The organism is Mycobacterium shottsii, from assembly GCF_010728525.1.
Taxonomy (GTDB): Bacteria; Actinomycetota; Actinomycetes; order Mycobacteriales; family Mycobacteriaceae; genus Mycobacterium; species Mycobacterium marinum.
Map to the genome: position 1 here is coordinate 4,158,317 of NZ_AP022572.1, position 18,033 is coordinate 4,176,349.

The window sequence follows — 18,033 nt, forward strand, 5'->3', positions numbered from 1 at the left end:
CCCCTTCGGGGCACCAAGACTTCTCCTTTGGGGGCTGACCACGGCCTCGACACGGTGATTGCATTGCGTGAGCACCATCCACGCACCATCCGGTGCCATCGAGCACCGCACATCGCGCAGGAGCAGGACCAATCATGGGCTTCTTCAAGGATTGCAGCGAGATCGACAAGTACATCGGCGGGGTCTTTCGCGATGCCGGCGACCACCCACAGTCGGGGCCGAAATTCCGCGCCGCCAACATCGTCATGCGGGTGGTCTACACAAATCCCGACTGCGAACTCACCGTCGCACTGCGCGACGATTTCCGAGTCGTCTGCGGCCCGAGCAATCTCACACCCGACGTCACGATGACCATGCCCGCCGATGTCGCCGACCAATTCTGGCGCGGTAACTACAATCTCACCATTGGCCTGGCCAAGGGCCAGGCCAAGGCCAAGGGCCCGATCGGAAAGATCCTGCGGCTGATCCCGTTGACCAAACCGCTGTTCGGCAGCTACCGCAAAAAGATCGCCGAGAAAGATCGCGAACAGTCCCGAGGTGGCCTGACCCGATGACGACGGTCGCTGTTCCGCATTATGCGATGTTGATCGGCGGCGAGTCGGTGGACTCCGATCGGCGGCTGTCGCTGGTCAACCCCGGCGACGAGAGCCCGGTCGCCACGGTGGCCTGCGGTGATGCATCGCACGTCGATGCCGCCGTGGCGGCCGCAAAAGCCAGCTTCGAGGACGGTAGCTGGTCGCGGGCCACGCCACAGGAGCGCGCCGCCGTGATGCGCCGCATCGTCGCCGCGGCCGACCAGGTCAGTGATGAGCTGATCGAGCTGGAGATGGCGTGCAACGGCGCGACCATCCGGCTGGCCACTGGATTCCACATCGGTTACGCACTAAGTCATTTCAGCTATTTCGCAGACCTTGCCGAGAGCTACGCCTACCAGCGTCCGGCACCAATCGAGACGTTCCCGGTGCTCAATCAAAGTGTCGTGCACCGCGAGCCGATAGGGGTGGTCGGTGCGATCACGCCATGGAACTTTCCGCTACTACTGACCCTGTGGAAGGTCGGACCTGCGATTGCGGCGGGAAACAGCGTGGTGGTCAAACCCGACGAGCACACACCACTGTCGATACTCGAGTTCGCCCGTATCGCCGAACGCAGCGGACTACCGCCCGGAGTGATCAACGTGGTCCCCGGCGAGGGGCCCGAGGCCGGGGCCAGACTGGCCTCGCATCCCGACGTGGGCAAGATTGCGTTCACCGGCTCCACCGCGGTAGGACGCGAGATCATGCGGCTGGCATCCGGCACGGTCAAACAGGTGACCCTCGAACTCGGCGGTAAGGGCCCGACGATCGTCCTCGACGACGCCGATCTCGAGATGGCCGTCGAAGGTGTGCTCTACGGATGCTTCGCCTATTCAGGTCAGGTCTGCGAGTCCGGCACCCGCGCACTGGTCCCCACGACGCTCTACCACGAATTCGTCGATCGGCTGGTCAAGCGCGCCGCCACCATCGTGGTAGGCCCGACCAGGGACTGGGACACCGACCTGGGGCCGGTCATCGACGCCGCACAACGCACTCGCATCCTCAACCACATCCTTGGTGCGCAGACCGACGGAGCGACCGTGGCGCTCGGGGGAGAGGCACTGACGGGCGGAATGTTCGACAAGGGGTTCTGGGTGGCGCCGACGATCCTGACCGGCGTGCACAACGACATGGCGATCGCCCGGGAGGAAGTCTTCGGCCCGGTATTGGTGGTCATCGGCTACGACGGGGACGAACAGGCCATCGCGATCGCCAACGACAGTGACTACGGACTGGCCGCCAGCATCTGGACGTCCGACAACGCCAGGGGACTGGCGATGGCCGAACGCATCCAATCCGGCAGCGTGTGGATCAACGATGCCCACCAGATCAACTGTCGGCTCCCGTTCGGCGGTTACAAGCATCGCGGAGTCGGTCGCGAACTAGGCCCCGATGCGCTCGATGCTTACGCGGAGGTCAAGACGATCCATCTGGACCTGTCCGGCGGACGCGAAGCAAAACCCTACGACGTCCTACTCGGCCACCCCGAAACCGGTTGACGTCAACCAACTTCGGGAACGCTGGCCAACCGGACGTACGCCGAGGCCGCCTCGGCCCGATTCGTCGCATGCAGCTTCCGCAGCACCCTTTTGACATGAGATTTCACCGTGCCGGCCGAGATCACCAGTTCGTCGGCGATCTGCTGATTGGTGCGGCCGGCCGCCATCAGCCGCAGCACCTCCACTTCCCGGCGGGTCAGCATGGCCATCACTCGCGTCTGCACCTCGGCCAACGACCGTGCCGCGGGGCAACGTTCGACCGGCTCGATCTTGCGCAGGTCCAGATCGGCATCCTGCAGAGCGCGCGCCGCCTCGTCCGCGGACGCAAGCGCACTGCGCACCTCGGCGTGCTGGCGCCGCATGCGCTCCAGCAGAACCGTTCGCTCATAGGCATATCCGAAGCCTTCGGCGAACGCCCACACCGTGTCTCGGTCGATCTCGTCGACTATGCGCCCGGAGTACAACCGATCGGCGTGCAGGAAACCGATCACTTTGCCGGTCGGCATCACCGGGGCCGCCACATAGGAATGCGTCAGCGAAAAGTCCACGATCGGTCGATTCACCCGCGGATCATTGCGGGCATCGCGCACGATCGCGGGCGCGTGCCGGCGAATCATCTGGGTTTCGATCAGCATGTGATCCAACAGCGGTGCCACCGATTGCGCGAAGGCGACCATCTTCTCCGCACCTTCACGGTCTTCCCCAAAGTAGGCCGATTCCGTCACCATTCGGCCTTCGTGCGCTCGAAACAGCACAGCACGATCGAACCCGCACGACTCCACCAGTTCACGCGGCGCCCGGTCAACAATCATCGCGACGTCGTCCACGGCGCGCAGCTTGCTCAAAGCCTCCTGCACCTGCAACAGCGCCAGCGTGCGGCGTGCGGCACCGTCCTCGATCATCTCCCGTTCCAGCGAGGACAAATCCAACAGCGTTTCGAGGGCGTTGACCGCATGCACGTCACCGAGGGACTCCAGGGCGTGGCGCACCGCGGCGGCGTTGACGTCGATGGCCTCGGCAACCACCGCCATGGGGTCGTCGGTGGGATCGACGTTGCAATCGCCGAACGCTTCCCGATAGTGACGAGTGGCATCGCTTTCCCGTATCGGACGCGACGCCCAGCCGGGGTGCTCGTCGTCGGCCAACGTGGGGAATGCGGGGGGATCGGGCATATCGACCGCATCGATCACCCCTCCCACTGTCCTCTCCGGGATGGCCCGTCGCGGCGAAAAGCCCAAACTCCCCTCCTACGGGGGCAAGAGTCCTCCCCAACGGGGGATCGACCTGCCACCGGGGTTGTCAGAGGCTGGATGACATGTCAACAGAGACCGTTTCAGGGACGGTGCCAGCCGTCGAACTTCTGACTACCCCACAAGGCATCGCCAATCCCTATCCGCTCTATGACGAACTCAGAGGGCTCTCGCCTGTTGCGGGGTATCGGGACTGGCCCCCTGGAATCGTCCCGGGCGCCGACGAACCGGTTACCGCCTGGGCGCTGTTCCGCTACGACCAGGTCTTTGCCGCGGCGCGCGACGCGGCAACCTTCTCGTCCCGCGATCCCTTGCAGGAGGCGTCGTCGGCGCCGAGCCTGATGCTGGTCAACACCGATCCGCCCAAGCACGAAGTTGAACGCAAACTGGTCAGCCAGGCGTTTTCGCCGCGCCGGGTCAAGCGACTGGAGGGGTGGCTCAATGATCTGATCCCGCAGCTGCTCAACGATCTCGAAAAGGATTCTCGGGATGGGGCCGAAGACGGCTCACCGGACGGGGTCGTAGAAGTCATGGGCTTCGCCGCCGAGATTCCCACCCGGGCGATGGTGCGACTGCTGGGCTTGCCCGATGGCGACCACGTGCGGTTCCGGCGGTGGGCCAACGCCTTCATGCTGTCCTCGTCGCTCACCCCCGAAGAACGCATGGCGAGCAACCAGGAGATGGTGGGCACCTTCGCCACCCGGCTCGCCGAACACACCGCCCGGCTGGCCGAACGCGAAGCCAGCGATGACGTTGAGGATGCCGAAGACCTCATCTCGGCGCTGTTGCGCGCCGAGGTGGACGGCAGCGGCTCACCCCCGAAGAGATCGTCCGGTTCTGTGTGACGCTGGTGGTAGCCGGTAGCGAAACAACGACATTCCTGATCGGAAATCTGCTGCACGCGCTGGCCCGAGAGCCCGAGGTGCAGGCACGCGTCCGCGCCGATCGGACCTTGCTGAACATTTTCGTTGAGGAGACGCTTCGGCTCGACGGGCCGCCACAGCGCCTATTCCGCATCGCCACGCGCGACGTCGAGGTCGGCGACAAGCTGATCCGCAAGGGGGAGTGGGTCGCGTTGTTCTTCGGCTCGGCCAACCGCGACCCCGCCGTGTTCCCCGACTCGGGACGATTGGACATCGACCGGCCGAACATTCGCCAGCAGCTCTCGCTGGGGCATGGCCTGCACTTCTGCCTCGGTGCCTCACTGGCCCGACTGGAGGTGCTCGCCGTCCTCAACGCCGTGCTGGATCGCTATCAGAAGATCGCGCTGACCGACGACCCCGGCACCAAGCAGACGGCCAGCCTGCTGACCCACGCATTTGTCCGGCTACCCCTGCACCTGTCATGACGGTGACCACCGAGTCACGGGAGTCGCGCAACATCGAGGCAACCAAGGCCATCTATGCCGCGGTGCCGGCCGGCGACCTGGATACCGCGCTGCACCACCTCGACCCCGACGTGCGCATCACCTACTACGGGACCGAAAAGATCCCCTACGCGGGCGATTACCGCGGCATCGACGAGGCGATGACATTCTTCGCCAAGGTTGGCCAGGCGATCGAGATCGTCGAGATGGAGCCGTGGAAGTTCATCGCGCAAGGTGACGATCTCGCGACCTGGGGCCGGCAGCGGTTCCGGCAGCTGGCTACCGGACACGAATGGGAATCGGAGTTCGCGCACATCATCACGTTGCGCGACGGTCGCTGGTTGCACTTCCGGGACTTCATGAATTCCGCCCTCACCCTGCAGGCCTTCTCATTAGGGTCGCCGCCGACCGGGAGATCTGCATGGCGACCGGCATGTGCGTAATGACGGCCGACGCCTTCTTCGATAAGGACGCCGACGGCATCGTGGTACTGGCCGCCCATGAGGTGCCCGCCGACGAAGAACGCCGGGTGCGAAATGCGGTCAAACTGTGCCCGTCGGGGGCGCTCGAGCTGATGTCGGACTGAGGGGATGTGGCCCGGCGCCGCATTCGACGGCGAAGTCAGCACCTGCCCAGAGCGCGCGAACGCCGCGGACATCCGCCACACTCAATCTCCCTCAAGCGCGCCTATCATTAGGGTACTAGCAAGATACATCAGTAGCCATAACTGGCATCTTGCTTCGATATTTGCGGATACTGTGGCTTCAAAGAAGCGTATTTTCTATGGACATGTGCAGCTTGTGCCGCGTACCCTCACCGATGTCACCCGTCCAACTCGACCTGTCCGGATGGTCAGCGTGAGCAACCCCACCCGAGGCCTCGGCATCAATGCCAGATGGTGCGCGACACCATGGTGACTCTGACCGATCGGGCGGCCAGCCCGGTAGCAGATCCGGTAGCCGACCCGGTCGCACGTCCGCTGGCCGGGTCGGTCACCAAGCCGGTCCGAGCGCTCGGCGACTTCTTCGCCATGACGCTCGACACGTTCGTGTCGATGTTCCGGCCGCCGTTCGCATGGCGTGAATATCTACTCCAGTGCTGGTTCGTGGCGCGGGTATCCACGCTCCCCGGGGTTTTGATGACAATCCCGTGGGCGGTGATCTCGGGGTTCCTCTTCAACGTGCTGCTCACCGATATCGGCGCCGCGGACTTCTCCGGCACCGGCTGCGCGATCTTCACCGTGGACCAGAGCGCTCCCATCGTCACCGTCCTGGTGGTCGCGGGCGCGGGCGCCACCGCAATGTGCACCGATCTGGGTGCGCGGACCATCCGCGAGGAACTCGATGCGCTACGGGTGATAGGAATCAACCCGATCCAGGCTCTGGTGGTTCCCCGAGTGCTGGCCGCCACCACCGTCTCCCTGGCGCTGAGTTCGTTGGTGATCGCGACGGGACTCATCGGGGCATTCTTGTGTTCGGTATTCCTCATGCATGTTTCGGCAGGTGCGTGGGTCACCGGACTCACCACACTCACTCACACGGTCGACGTCGTCATCTCGATGATCAAGGCGACCCTTTTCGGGCTGATGGCCGGGCTGATCGCCTGCTAAAAGGGCATATCGGTGGGCGGCGGTCCGGCGGGCGGCGGCAGAGCGGTCAACGAGACCGTGGTCTTCGCGTTCGTGGTGCTGTTCGTCATCAACATCGTCGTGACCGCCGTCGGCATCCCGTTCATGGTGTCGTGAGGTGAAACCATGACAGTCAGCGCTTCGCGAAGCTCCCGCCATCGCCTGCGACGCACGGCGAAAAGCCTGGTGCGCGAGTGGAATCGGCTGGGTTCACAGATGCGGTTCTATGTCACTACGCTGACCGGGATCCCCGATGCGGTCATGCACTATCGCAGCGAGCTGCTGCGGGTGATCGCGCAAATGGGTTTTGGCGCGGGGACGCTCGCGGTGATCGGCGGGACGGTCGTCATCGTCGGGTTCTTGGCGATGACGACCGGCGCAATCGTGGCGGTGCAGGGCTACAACCAGTTTGCCTCGGTGGGTGTGGAAGCACTGACGGGCTTTGCGTCGGCCTTCTTCAATACTCGCGAAATTCAGCCGGGCACCGTCATGGTCGCGCTGGCCGCAACCGTCGGCGCCGGCGCCACCGCGCAGCTGGGTGCGATGCGGATCAACGAAGAGATCGACGCGCTCGAGGTGATCGGTATCCGCAGCGTCAGCTACTTGGCCAGCACCCGGGTGCTGGCCGGAGTGGTGGTGGCCATCCCGTTGTTCTGCGTCGGACTAATCACCGCATATCTGGCCGCGCGGGCTGGCACCACCGCCATCTACGGCCAGGGGTCCGGTGTGTACGACCATTACTTCAATACGTTCCTGCGTCCCACCGACGTGCTCTGGTCGTCCTTCGAAGTCGTCGTGGTGGCACTCATGATCATGTTGGTCTGCACCTTCTACGGGTACAACGCGCAAGGCGGGCCGGCCGGGGTCGGCGAGGCCGTCGGCCGGGCCGTACGCGCGTCAATTGTCGTCGCCTCGATAGCAATCGTCATCATGACGCTGGCCATCTACGGCCAGTCACCCAACTTCCACCTGGCGAGCTAGGGCGTGTCTGCTTAATGTGAATGGTGTTTTGGCTGATGCTGTTTGGGTGATGCGGACGCATGCGATTTCTGATGATTTGTGGTCGCTGATCGTGGCGGTGTTGCCTGCGGGGCGGCGGCGTGGCCGGCCGTGGAACGATCATCGACATACTCTGGAGGGCATTATCTGGCGTTACCGTACGGGATCTCCGTGGCGTGACCTGCCCGAGCACTTCGGTCCCTGGCAATCGGTGGCCGAGAGGCATCTACGCTGGTCGGTCGATGGCATCTACGCGCGGATCTTCGCGGCGATCGCCTCTGACCTCGACGCCGAGGACGCCGACCTGGGCGCACTGTTGTCGGTCGATTCGACCAGTGTGCGCGCCCACCAACACGCAGCCGGAGCGCGCCCCGGGCGCCGCACAGGGGGATCTGTCGAATTACAAGAAATATCTCGATGAGCCCGATGACCACGCCATTGGGCGTTCCCGCGGCGGGCTGACTACCAAGATCCACGCCTTGACCGACCAGCTGTGCAGCCCGGTCACCCTGGCACTGTCGGCCGGTCAAGCCGGTGATAATCCGATGCTTTGGCCACTGCTGGCCGCCCGGTGCAGCAACTCATACGCCCCGTTTCACCTGCTGGCGGACAAGGCGTACTCCCATGACTCGACGCGGGCACAGCTGCGCCGGCTCAAGATCGCCCATACCATCCCCGAGCGCAGCGACCAGATCACCCGCCGCAAAGCCAAAGGCCGCAACAGAGGACGGCCTCCGGGGTTCTCAGGCCGAATCTACAAGCACCGCAACACCGTCGAGCGAAGCTTCAACCGGCTCAAACACTGGCGCGCGGTCGCCACCTGCTACGACAAATACGCCCTGACCTACCTCGGCGGTGCCACCCTGGCCGCCATCATCACCTACCACCGCGTCCGCAATTAGCAGACAGGACCTAGTGGCATGGGTCGCGGGCCGGGAAAACACCGTCTGCACAATGCTTGGTGGACCGTGATCCTGTTCGCGGCGATCGTCGCGGCCATCCTCGTGACGACCGTGTCCTTCACCGGCACCTTGCGACCGTATGTTGCGGTCACCCTGACTTCGGAACGATCCGGGCTGGTGATGGACACCGGCGCCAAGGTCATGTTACGTGGGGTGCAGGTCGGCCGGGTCCGTCAGATCGACAGCAACCATGGCGCCAGTCTCGAACTGGAAATCGACCCCGACCAGATCCGTTACATCCCTGCCAATGTGGAGGCGCAGATCAGCGCCACCACCGCGTTCGGCGCGAAGTTCGTCGACCTGGTGATACCGCCGACCCCGAGTCGCGCTCGGCTGGCTGCCGGGGCGGTATTGCATTCCAAGAACGTCAGCACCGAGATCAACACCGTTTTCGAGAACGTCGTCGACCTGCTCAACATGATCGATCCGCTGAAGCTCAACGCCGTGCTGAGCGCGGTGGCCGAAGGCGTTCGCGGACAGGGGGAACGCATCGGTCAGGCAACCACCGATCTGAACCAGGTGTTGCAGGCACTCAATGCACGTCGAGACACGCTGCGCCAGAACTGGCGGTCGCTGCGAGATTTCAGCAACACCTATGACGCGGCCGCGCGCGACATCTTGACGATCCTCGATGCGGCCAGCACCACCAGCACCACCGTGGTGGACCACGCGAGGTCGCTGGATTCCCTGCTGCTCAACGTGATCGGCTTGGCCGACACCGGGACCACTCTGCTCGCCAACAACCGAGAGAACCTGACCACATCGATCAATATCCTAGAGCCGACCACGAATCTGCTACTCAAGTACAACCCCGAATACACCTGCTTGCTACAGGGCACCAAGTGGTACCTCGACAATGGCGGCTATGCGGCCTGGGGTGGCGCCGACGGCCGCACCCTGCAGCTCGATGTCGCACTGCTGCTGGGCAATGACCCCTATGTCTTTCCCGACAACCTGCCGCTCGTCGCCGCAAAGGGCGGCCCCGGCGGAGCGCCGGGCTGCGGATCATTGCCAGATGCGACCAAGAACTTCCCGGTGCGTCAGCTCGTCACCGACACCGGTTGGGGAACCGGACTCGACATCCGGCCCAACCCCGGAATCGGGCATCCCTGCTGGGCCGACTACTTGCCCGTGACCCGCGCTGTGCCCCAGCCTACTTCGGTGCGCCCCTGCCTGCCGGGGCCGGCGATCGGCCCCAACCCCGGGGGGCCGCCGTATGGAGCCGCGCTGTACGGCCCTGGCGGGGTACCGCTATTTCCGGGGGTCCCGCCGTCTCCCACTGAGCCCGCACCGATACCCGAACCCCTTGCACCCCAGCAGGAGACGGGGACTCCATCACCATGACAGACCCATGACGGCACCGGGACGGCACCAGGGCGGCGCCGGTGCGTGCCAATCAAGACAAGCAGGGGAGTAGCAATGCGGGAAGACCTCAGAGGCGTCGTGATCCGCCTCGGCGTGTTCCTGACGGTCTGCGCGCTGACCGCCTTTCTGCTGGTCGCTGTCTTCGGTCAGGTGCGCTTCGGCGACGGCAACACCTACTACGCCGAGTTCAGCAATGTCTCCAACCTCAGAGAAGGCAAGCTGGTCCGCATCGCAGGGGTTGAGGTCGGCAAGGTCGAGAAGATCTCCATCAATCCCGATGCGACCGTGAAAGTCGATTTCACCGCCGACAATTCGGTCACCCTCACCCAGGGAACCCAGGTGGTGATCCGCTACGACAATCTCTTCGGCGACCGCTATCTGGCACTCGAGGAAGGAGCCGGCGGGCTCACGATCCTCAAGCCCGGTCAGACAATTCCGTTGGCCAACACCAAACCGGCACTGGATCTCGACGCCTTGATCGGCGGCTTCCGGCCACTGTTTCGCGCCCTGGACCCCCACGAGGTCAATGCGCTGAGCGACCAACTGCTGCAAGCATTTCAGGGCCAGGGCCCCACCATCGGAACTTTTCTGGACCAGGCTGCGGCCGTGACCAACACATTGGCCGATCGGGATCAGCTGATCGGTCAGGTGGTCACCAATCTCAACGTGGTGCTGGGTTCGCTGGGGGGTCAAAGCGAACGGCTGGACAAGGCCGTGGCGTCGCTGTCGCAGCTGATTGCGGGGCTCTCCGCACGCCGAACCGACATATCCAACGCGGTGGCATACACCAACGCCGCGGCCGGATCGGTCGCCGACTTGCTCTCGCAAGCCCGCGCACCGTTTTCGAAGGCGCTGCACGAGACCGACCGGGTCGCGACCATCGCGCTGGCCGATCATGACTACCTCGACAATCTGCTCAACACGTTGCCGGACAGATACCAGGCGCTGGTACGGCAGGGCATGTACGGTGACTTCTTCGCCTCCTACCTGTGTGACGTCGTGCTGAAGGTCAACGGCAAAGGTGGGCAGCCGGTGTACATCAACGTCGCCGGTCAGGCCACAGGTCGGTGCACGCCGAAATGAAGTCATTCGCTGAACACAACCTACTGCTGGTCGGCACTGTGGGCATCCTTACCGCCGCTGGCGTCGTGGGGGGTGCCCTGCAATACCAGAAGCTCCCGTTCTTCGACCAGGGCACCAACGTCTGCGCATACTTCGCCGATGTGGGTGGGTTGCGGACCGGCAACACGGTCGAGGTCTCCGGCTATCCCGTCGGGAAGGTGTCCAGTATCGAGCTCGACGAGCCCGGCGCCCGGGTCACGTTCAAGGTCGACAAGAACAACAGCCTCGGTGAGCGCACCGAGGCGGCTATCAAGACCAAAGGCCTGCTGGGTAGCAAGTTCGTCGAGGTGATACCGCGTGGAGAGGGCCATCTCACCGGCCCGATCCCGGTCGAGCGGACCATGTCGCCCTACCAGCTGCCCGACGCGCTGGGCGACTTGGCCAGCACCATCAGCGGATTGAACACCGGTCAGCTGTCCGAATCACTGGACACCCTGGCGCAGACATTTGCCGACACCCCGGCCGATTTCCGCAACGCGGTACAGGGAGTGGCCCGCCTCGCACGAACACTCAACCAGCGTGACGTGCAACTGCGCAGCCTGCTGGACAACGCGGCCAGAGCCACTGGCGTGCTGGCCAACCGCACCGATCAGATCGCGGGCCTGGTACGCGACACCAATGCACTGCTGGTGCAGCTTCGGACCCAAAGTGCGGCCCTGGACCAGATCTGGGCGAACATCTCCGCGGTAGCACGGCAATTGAAGGGCTTCATCGCCGACAACCGCCAGGAGCTACGGCCGGCGCTGGACAAACTCAACGGGGTGCTCGACATTGTCGAGGCTCGCAAAGAACTCCTGCAGCAAGCGATTCCGTTGATCAACACCTACGTCATGTCACTCGGCGAATCGGTGTCCTCGGGCCCCTTCTTCAAGGCCTACGTGGTCAACCTGCTACCGGGCCAGTTCGTGCAACCGTTCATCGGCGCCGCATTCTCCGATCTGGGGCTGGACCCGGCCACCTTGCTGCCCTCGCAGCTGACCGATCCGCCCACTGGGCAACCCGGCACCCCGCCGCTGCCGATGCCCTACCCGCGCACCGGTCAGGGCGGCGAGCCGCGGTTGACGCTGCCGGACGCGATTACCGGCAACCCCGGCGATCCGCGCTACCCATACCGGGAGCCACCGCCGGCTCCACCGCCCGGGGGCCCACCACCGGGGCCGCCCGCGGTCGCACCGCCGGGCTTGGCGTCCACCCCGGGACCGGTCCAGGTGCCGGCCCCGCAGCCGGGTGGTCCGTCATGACCACGAGGTTGCGGCGGACCCGCTCGGTGCTGGCAACCACACTCATCCTGGTGTTGGTCGCCGGAGTGATCGCGGCAATGCGCACCGCCGGGGACGCGACCCGAACGCTCGTGGTCGCCTACTTCGACAACAGCAACGGGGTGTTCGCCGGTGACGACGTCCTCATCCGGGGCGTGCCAGTAGGCAAGATAGTCAAGATCGAGCCGCAGCCGCTGCGGTCCAAGATCTCGTTCTGGTTCGACCGCAAGTACAAGGTTCCCGCCGACGCCAAGGCGGCGATCCTGTCGCCACAATTGGTGACGGGTCGGGCGATCCAGCTCACCCCGCCCTACTCAGGTGGACCCACCATGGCCAGCGGCGCGATCATCTCGCAGCAGCGCACCGCGGTGCCGGTGGAGTGGGATGACCTACGCAACCAGCTACAACGACTGACCGAGTTGCTCAAGCCCACCGAGCCGGGCGGCGTCAGCACGTTGGGTGCCCTCATCAATACCGCCGCGGACAATCTACGTGGCCAGGGATCCACCATTCGTGACGCGATTGTCGAACTTTCACAGACGGTTTCGACTCTCAGCGATCACCGGAATGACATCTTCTCCACCGTACGAAACCTGTCCACGCTGGTGTCTGCACTGCACGACAGTGCCTACCTGCTCGAGCAGCTCAACCACAACCTCGCCGCGGTTTCCTCGCTGCTGGCCACCGATCCGAACAAGGTCGGTCAGGCCGTGGAAGACATCAACGCCGTGGTCGCCGATGTGCAGAGCTTCGCCGCCGAGAACCAGGAGGCGGTCGGCACCGCCTCAGACAAGCTGGCGTCGATCAGCAACGCGCTGGTGGCCAGCCTCGACGACATCAAGCAGACCCTGCACATCGGGCCCACGGTGCTGCAGAAGTTCAACAACATCTTTGAACCGGCCAACGGGGCGCTCACCGGCGCGCTGGCCGCCAACGACTTCGCCAACCCAATCTCTTTTCTGTGCGGTGCAATTCAGTCCGCCTCCCGCTTGGGCGGCGAACAGGCAACCAAACTCTGCGTGCAATATCTGGCTCCGATCCTGAAGAACCGCCAATACAACTTTCCCCCGCTGGGGGAGAACCTGTTCGTCGGCGCCCAGGCCCGGCCCAACGAAGTCACCTACAGCGAAGACTGGATGAGACCGGACTACGTGCCGCCGCAGCCGGATATGCCGCCTGCGGAACCGCCAGCAGATGTGACTGTGGAACCCGACCCCGCCGCCGGGCTACGCGGCATGATGGTCCCGCCGGGAGGTGGCTGATGCGCGTCCGCCACCGGCGCCGGGTGGCGCCGCGTCTGGCCACAGTCCTGGTGACGATGGTTACCTTGGCCGCAGTATCCGGCTGCGGCTGGCGCGGTCTGAATTCGCTACCACTGCCGGGCACCGAGGGCAACGGGCCGGGTTCGTTTGTCATCCAGGCGCAGATGCCGGACGTCAACAACATCCAGCCGAACTCGAGGGTGCGGGTTGCCGACGTGACGGTCGGCCATGTGGCAAGAATCGAGCGCCAGGGCTGGCACGCGCTGGTGACGATCCGGCTGGATGCCGGCGTCGCGCTGCCGGCCAACGCGACCGCCCGGATCGGGACCACCAGCCTGCTCGGCTCTTATCACATCGAGCTGGCTGCCCCGAAACATGATGCACCGCAAGGCAGGCTGCGCGAGGGATCGCTGATTCCGCTGTCCCGCGGCGGAGCCTACCCGAGCACCGAGCAAACCCTGGCGGCGCTGTCGCTGGTGCTCAACGGGGGCGGGTTGGGCCAAGTCCAAGACATCACCGAGGCATTGAGCACCGCATTCCGCGGGCGCGAGCACGATGTGCGCAGCCTGATCGCACAGCTGGATAGCTTCACCGCGACCCTCGACGACCAATCCGATGACATCATCGAAGCCACTGAGAGCTTGAACCGGTTGGTGGGAAAGTTCGCCGAACAGCAGCCCGTCCTGGATCGGGCGCTGGCCACCATTCCGGACGCCCTAGCCGTGCTCAATGACGAGCGGGACAAGCTCGTTACGGCAGCCGACCAGCTCAGCAAGTTCAGCGCCCTGACCGCCGACTCGGTGAACAAGACCAAGGCCAACCTGGTCAGCGAACTGCGGTAGCTCTGACTGGTTTTGGAATCGTTGGCCAACGCCGGACCCAGCCTGACCCGGTCGCTATCACTGCTGGCGACCTTTCCCTTTCCGAACGAAACGTTCCAGAACTTCCAGCGTGGTGATTACGCCAACTTGACGGCGATCGTCGACCTCACGCTGAGTCGAATAGATCAAGGGCTACTGACCGGCACCCGCTGGGAATGCCACCTCACCGAACTCGAACTGCAGTGGGGACGCACCATCGGTCAGTTCCCGAGCCCGTGCACCGCCGGATACCGCGGAAACCCAGGCAATCCACTCACCGTGCCGTACCACTGGGACCAGGGGCCCTAGATGCATCTAGAGCGCCGCGTCATGATTCAGCTGACCATCTCCGCCGTAATCGCGCTGAGCGTACTGGCGATCACGTTCCTGCACTTCGCCAAACTGCCGGCCATGCTCTTCGGCGTCGGCCGCTACACGGTGACAATGGAGCTGACGAAGTCCGGTGGGCTGTACAGCTCCGGCAATGTCACCTATCGCGGCTCCGAAGTGGGCGGGGTGGAGTCGGTGCAGCTGACCGACACCGGGGTCGTGGCCGTCCTGTCGCTGAAGTCGGGCATCGACATTCCGTCCGACCTCAAAGCCGAAGTGCATAGCCAAACCGCCATCGGCGAAACCTATGTCGAGTTATTGCCCCGCAACGCCACCTCACCCCCGCTCAAGGACGGCGACGTGATCAGACTGGTCAACACCTCGGTTCCGCCCGACATCAACGCCCTGCTCAGCGCGGCCAACACCGCCCTGGGAGCCATCCCGCACGAGAACCTGCAAACCGTCATCAATGAGTCGTACACGGCCGTCGGCGGCCTCGGTCCCGAACTCTCCCGTCTGATCACGGGCACCTCCAACCTGGCGATCGACGCGCGCAAGAACCTCGACCCGCTGATCGCACTGATCGACCAGACCCCGCCGGTGCTGGATTCACAAACCCATAGCTCGGATGCGATAGCCGGATGGGCGTCGCACCTGGCCGCGGTCACCACCGAATTGCAGACCCACGACCAAGCCGTCGCCGCAACCATCGACAATGGCGGCCCAGCATTGGACGAGGTGAACTCACTGCTCGAACGGGTGCAAACCACCTTGCCGATCCTGCTTGCCAACCTCGTCAGCGTCGGCCAGGTCGCGCTGGCCTACCAGAACGACATCGAGCAGCTGCTGGTGGTGTTCCCGATGGCCATCAGCGCCGAACAAGCCGGAATCCTGGCCAACGTCAACACCAAACAGGCCCGTGATGCATCAAGTCAAGATGCCCGCGAAACCTGGTTCATGCATCAGGTAAGGAATGCCCGCGAAATCGGGGTCAGGTGGTGGTCTTGCTTTTGATGCGGATGCCGGCTTTGAGGGCGGGTAGAGCGGCGGGTATGGCGGCGAGGTAGAGCTGTTCGGTCTTGTCTTTGGCGAGTCTGAGCAGGGCGGCTTGCAGGTCGGCGATCTGGCGGGCGATCGCGGCGGGGTTGAGGCTGTCGCGGTAGGTGAGCAGCTCTGTTTGTTGGGCCGCTGAGAGGACTCCGGCGGCCAGCAGCCGGTCCAGGGGGGTCTGGGGCTTGTCGTAGAGCCGGCGGCGGTGACCGTCGCGGCTGCAGCCGTAGCCGATGGGTTTGATGGTGGGGGTCAGGTAGTTGAGCCGGTCGTTGACCAGGTGCCACAGCCGGTTGAGCACGGCGCGTTCTTCGTCGGTGTCGTAGCGGTAGTAGAACCCGTAGCGACGCACGAGGTGGTTGTTTTTGGACTCGATGGTGGCCTGGTCGTTCTTCTTGTAGGGCCGTGAGCGGGTGAAGAAGATCTCCATGTCCGCGGCCCACTTGATGACCGCCTTATTGAGGAATTCGGTGCCGTTGTCGAAGTCCAAACCCGTTACCTTATAGGGATTTTAGTAATTCCGGTTTTGAGGGCGCCCAGGATGTGGGGGTGGGCGTTGTTGCGCACCGTGCGGGTGAACACCCAGCCGATGTGCATGTCGGTGAGGTTGACCGTGCGGGCGAACTCACCTTTCAGTGTCGGGCCGCAGTGCGCCACGGTGTCGCCTTCGAAGAACCCCGGAGATTCTTCGGCCTCATCGCCTGCTTTGCAGATGGTGATCGAGGACCGCAGCAGCGGGAGGGTTTCGTCGTCGACACACCCGAGATCTGGTCGCGGGCCTTGGCGCCGCGCAGGTAGCGGTCGATCGTGGCGCTGCTCATCGCCAACAGCTCGGCACGCACCGCCGGGCCGTAACGGTCACGGCCGTCCACCAGTTCGCCGTGGCGTTCTAGAGCATCCAACTGAGTGGCGTTCTAGAGCATCCAACTGAAGTGCCATGGAAGCGGCCAGGTACCGGCCGCACTGCCCGCCTGAGGCCGCCCACACCTTCTGCAACACCTTGAGCGCATCCTAGGAGTACTTCGGATTGCGTTGCCGGCGAGTCCGTTTGGCGACCTGCCGACCCGCTCCCGGCGGCGCGGCCGCCGCCCTCAACCGCCGCCTGGCGTTGTCACGCGACCAGCCGGTGACCGCCACCACCTGATCCAGAATCTGCCCCTTGTCCGCCTTCGGCGCCCCCACATACGCCCTGGCGAACTTCGCGGTGATCTCGGTCCGAGACGACATCGACAGCCCACTTCCCATGCCTGCTGAGGATCGACCGTTTCGCGGGCATTTTTACGTGATCCACCGAGGACGCTTCACGGGCATTTCTCGTGATGCTTGCCGAGGCCTACCACGGCCAGTATCTGAGCTTTAACCTCAACCTCAACCTGCCACCGCCGTGCTCCACCGGATTCCTGCCAGCCCAGCAGCAGCGAGTCCCCACCTTCGAGGACTACCCGAACCGTCCGGCCGGCGACCTGTACTGCCGGGTGCCGCAGGATTCGCCGCTCAATGTGCATGGGGCGCGCAATATCCCGTGCGAAACCGTTCCCGGCAAGCGTGCACCAACGGTGAAGTTGTGCGAGAGCAACGAACAGTACGCGCCGCTCAATGACGGCTACAACTGGAAGGGCGACCCCAACTCCACCCTTTCCGGCCAAGACATCCCACAACTCCCACCCGGCCCGCCGCCGCCTGCCGCCGCTGGGCCCGGGGGGGCTCCTCCGCCGCCCATCGCCGCCGCCGAGTACGACCCGGCCACCGGCACCTACACGGGACCGGACGGCCGCCAGTACACCCGGTCCGACCTGGCCCAAACCGCTCCGAAAGACCAGACATGGCAATCGATGCTGTTGCCACCACCGGTGCCCTGAAGCCAAGGGTGCACACGATCACCTCGATGGAACGGAGGGCCTCATGAGCGTGGTGACCAGTCCCGGACCGCCCCCAGACGAAGCACTCGAACACCGTTGCGCGGACTCCCCCGCCGAGAAGCACCGGTCCGCGCCGCTGCGCGCCACGCTCTTCGGCCTGGCCGTGGTTGTTGCATTGGCAGCGCCACTGGGGTGGTTTGGATTTCGCGTTCATCTAGCCGGTCAGGCGCAAGCCCGACAGGGTCAAGCTCTGCGAGTCGCCAGGCAGGTTGCGCTGAACCTGACGACCATCGACTGGCAACATGGCGATTCCGACGTGCACCGCATTCTGGACAGCGCGACGGGGGAGTTCTACGACGATTTCGCCGAACGCTCAAAGCCTTTCATCGAGGTCCTGCGGCAGGCCAAGGCCACCACGGTGGGCACCGTAACCGAGGCCGGACTGGAGTCGGAGACAGCCGACACGGCCCAGGCGCTGGTGGCGGTTTCGGTGCAGACCTCAAATGGCGGTGAACCCGACCCGATGCCGCGAATATGGCGGATACGCATCACCCTCGAGAGGGTCGACTACGGATTCAAAGCCGCCAAGGTCGGATTCGTACCGTGACCGCCGTCAGCCGGCCCGGCGCGGGCGAGTGCGGCGACACC

15 protein-coding genes and 6 pseudogenes are annotated in these 18,033 nt (G+C 64.4%); 16 read left to right on the forward strand and 5 right to left on the reverse strand.

The genetic code is table 11. From position 1 onward, the window contains the following. Nucleotides 1-134: 134 nt before the first annotated feature. Both G6N41_RS19225 and G6N41_RS19230 read left to right on the forward strand, forming a co-directional pair. Nucleotides 135-554: an SCP2 sterol-binding domain-containing protein gene (locus tag G6N41_RS19225; protein ID WP_198965394.1), complete on the forward strand. Its 420-nt coding sequence runs from the start codon at nt 135-137 to the stop codon at nt 552-554. Next, nucleotides 551-2,074, forward strand: a complete 1,524-nt coding sequence (locus tag G6N41_RS19230; RefSeq protein WP_198965395.1) for an aldehyde dehydrogenase family protein — start codon at nt 551-553, stop codon at nt 2,072-2,074. The genes G6N41_RS19225 and G6N41_RS19230 overlap by 4 nt, the downstream gene beginning before the upstream one ends. 2 nt (nt 2,075-2,076) lie before the next feature. Here the strand turns inward: G6N41_RS19230 and G6N41_RS19235 are convergent, their stop codons facing one another. Next, nucleotides 2,077-3,273: a LuxR C-terminal-related transcriptional regulator gene (locus tag G6N41_RS19235; RefSeq protein WP_198967927.1), complete on the reverse strand. Its 1,197-nt coding sequence runs from the start codon at nt 3,271-3,273 to the stop codon at nt 2,077-2,079. Nucleotides 3,274-3,389: 116 nt separating this feature from the next. On the opposite strand from G6N41_RS19235, the pseudogene G6N41_RS19240 reads away from it, so the two are divergent. From G6N41_RS19240 to G6N41_RS19295, 12 genes and pseudogenes are all read left to right on the forward strand, one after another. Beyond that, nucleotides 3,390-4,672, forward strand: a pseudogene (locus tag G6N41_RS19240) (cytochrome P450). Further along, the gene (locus tag G6N41_RS19245; RefSeq protein WP_198965396.1) at nt 4,669-5,133 is read left to right on the forward strand and encodes a nuclear transport factor 2 family protein; all 465 of its coding nucleotides are present in this window, start codon (nt 4,669-4,671) and stop codon (nt 5,131-5,133) included. Before G6N41_RS19240 ends, G6N41_RS19245 begins: the two are co-directional and overlap by 4 nt. Further along, nucleotides 5,112-5,276 (forward strand): ferredoxin, encoded by a 165-nt coding sequence (locus tag G6N41_RS19250; protein WP_231608602.1) that lies wholly within the window; start codon nt 5,112-5,114, stop codon nt 5,274-5,276. Before G6N41_RS19245 ends, G6N41_RS19250 begins: the two co-directional genes overlap by 22 nt. A gap of 324 nt (nt 5,277-5,600) precedes the next feature. Continuing rightward, a pseudogene (locus G6N41_RS19255) lies at nt 5,601-6,434 on the forward strand (MlaE family ABC transporter permease). A gap of 9 nt (nt 6,435-6,443) precedes the next feature. Further along, nucleotides 6,444-7,298, forward strand: coding sequence for an ABC transporter permease (locus G6N41_RS19260; RefSeq protein ID WP_198965397.1), 855 nt, complete (start codon nt 6,444-6,446; stop codon nt 7,296-7,298). A gap of 46 nt (nt 7,299-7,344) precedes the next feature. Further along, nucleotides 7,345-8,218, forward strand: a pseudogene (locus tag G6N41_RS19265) (IS5 family transposase). An 18-nt stretch (nt 8,219-8,236) separates the two neighbouring features. Beyond that, entirely contained in the window at nt 8,237-9,622 is a 1,386-nt protein-coding gene (locus tag G6N41_RS19270) for an MCE family protein (protein ID WP_198965398.1), read from the forward strand. 75 nt (nt 9,623-9,697) lie between these two features. Next, nucleotides 9,698-10,726: a virulence factor Mce family protein gene (locus G6N41_RS19275; protein WP_198965399.1), complete on the forward strand. Its 1,029-nt coding sequence runs from the start codon at nt 9,698-9,700 to the stop codon at nt 10,724-10,726. Continuing rightward, complete coding sequence (locus G6N41_RS19280; RefSeq protein WP_198965400.1) at nt 10,723-12,006, forward strand: virulence factor Mce family protein; 1,284 nt, start codon at nt 10,723-10,725, stop codon at nt 12,004-12,006. Before G6N41_RS19275 ends, G6N41_RS19280 begins: the two co-directional genes overlap by 4 nt. After that, the gene (locus G6N41_RS19285) at nt 12,003-13,286 is read left to right on the forward strand and encodes an MCE family protein (RefSeq protein WP_198965401.1); all 1,284 of its coding nucleotides are present in this window, start codon (nt 12,003-12,005) and stop codon (nt 13,284-13,286) included. Before G6N41_RS19280 ends, G6N41_RS19285 begins: the two co-directional genes overlap by 4 nt. After that, nucleotides 13,286-14,455 (forward strand): annotated as a pseudogene (locus G6N41_RS19290) (virulence factor Mce family protein). Before G6N41_RS19285 ends, G6N41_RS19290 begins: the two are co-directional and overlap by 1 nt. Continuing rightward, a pseudogene (locus G6N41_RS19295) lies at nt 14,456-15,394 on the forward strand (MCE family protein); the annotation flags it as partial. It abuts the pseudogene before it with no gap. Nucleotides 15,395-15,467: 73 nt separating this feature from the next. Here the strand turns inward: G6N41_RS19295 and G6N41_RS19300 are convergent. The 4 genes from G6N41_RS19300 to G6N41_RS19315 form a co-directional block, all read right to left on the reverse strand. After that, nucleotides 15,468-16,016 carry a hypothetical protein gene (locus G6N41_RS19300; protein ID WP_231608603.1) on the reverse strand — a complete coding sequence of 183 codons (549 nt, stop codon included), beginning with the start codon at nt 16,014-16,016 and terminating at the stop codon, nt 15,468-15,470. Nucleotides 16,017-16,021: 5 nt separating this feature from the next. Next, a complete protein-coding gene (locus G6N41_RS19305; RefSeq protein WP_198913342.1) occupies nt 16,022-16,183 on the reverse strand; it encodes a hypothetical protein in 162 nt (53 codons plus the stop codon). After that, on the reverse strand, nt 16,159-16,428 hold the full coding sequence (locus G6N41_RS19310; protein ID WP_198965402.1) for a hypothetical protein: 270 nt from the start codon (nt 16,426-16,428) through the stop codon (nt 16,159-16,161). The genes G6N41_RS19305 and G6N41_RS19310 overlap by 25 nt, the downstream gene beginning before the upstream one ends. A 109-nt stretch (nt 16,429-16,537) precedes the next feature. Then, the gene (locus G6N41_RS19315; RefSeq protein WP_198965403.1) at nt 16,538-16,753 is read right to left on the reverse strand and encodes a hypothetical protein; all 216 of its coding nucleotides are present in this window, start codon (nt 16,751-16,753) and stop codon (nt 16,538-16,540) included. A 101-nt stretch (nt 16,754-16,854) separates the two neighbouring features. Here G6N41_RS19315 and G6N41_RS19320 point away from each other — a divergent pair. Continuing rightward, a pseudogene (locus G6N41_RS19320) lies at nt 16,855-17,385 on the forward strand (MCE family protein); the annotation flags it as partial. 43 nt (nt 17,386-17,428) lie between these two features. After that, nucleotides 17,429-17,992 (forward strand): mammalian cell entry protein, encoded by a 564-nt coding sequence (locus G6N41_RS19325; RefSeq protein WP_198965404.1) that lies wholly within the window; start codon nt 17,429-17,431, stop codon nt 17,990-17,992. Nucleotides 17,993-18,033 lie beyond the last annotated feature (41 nt).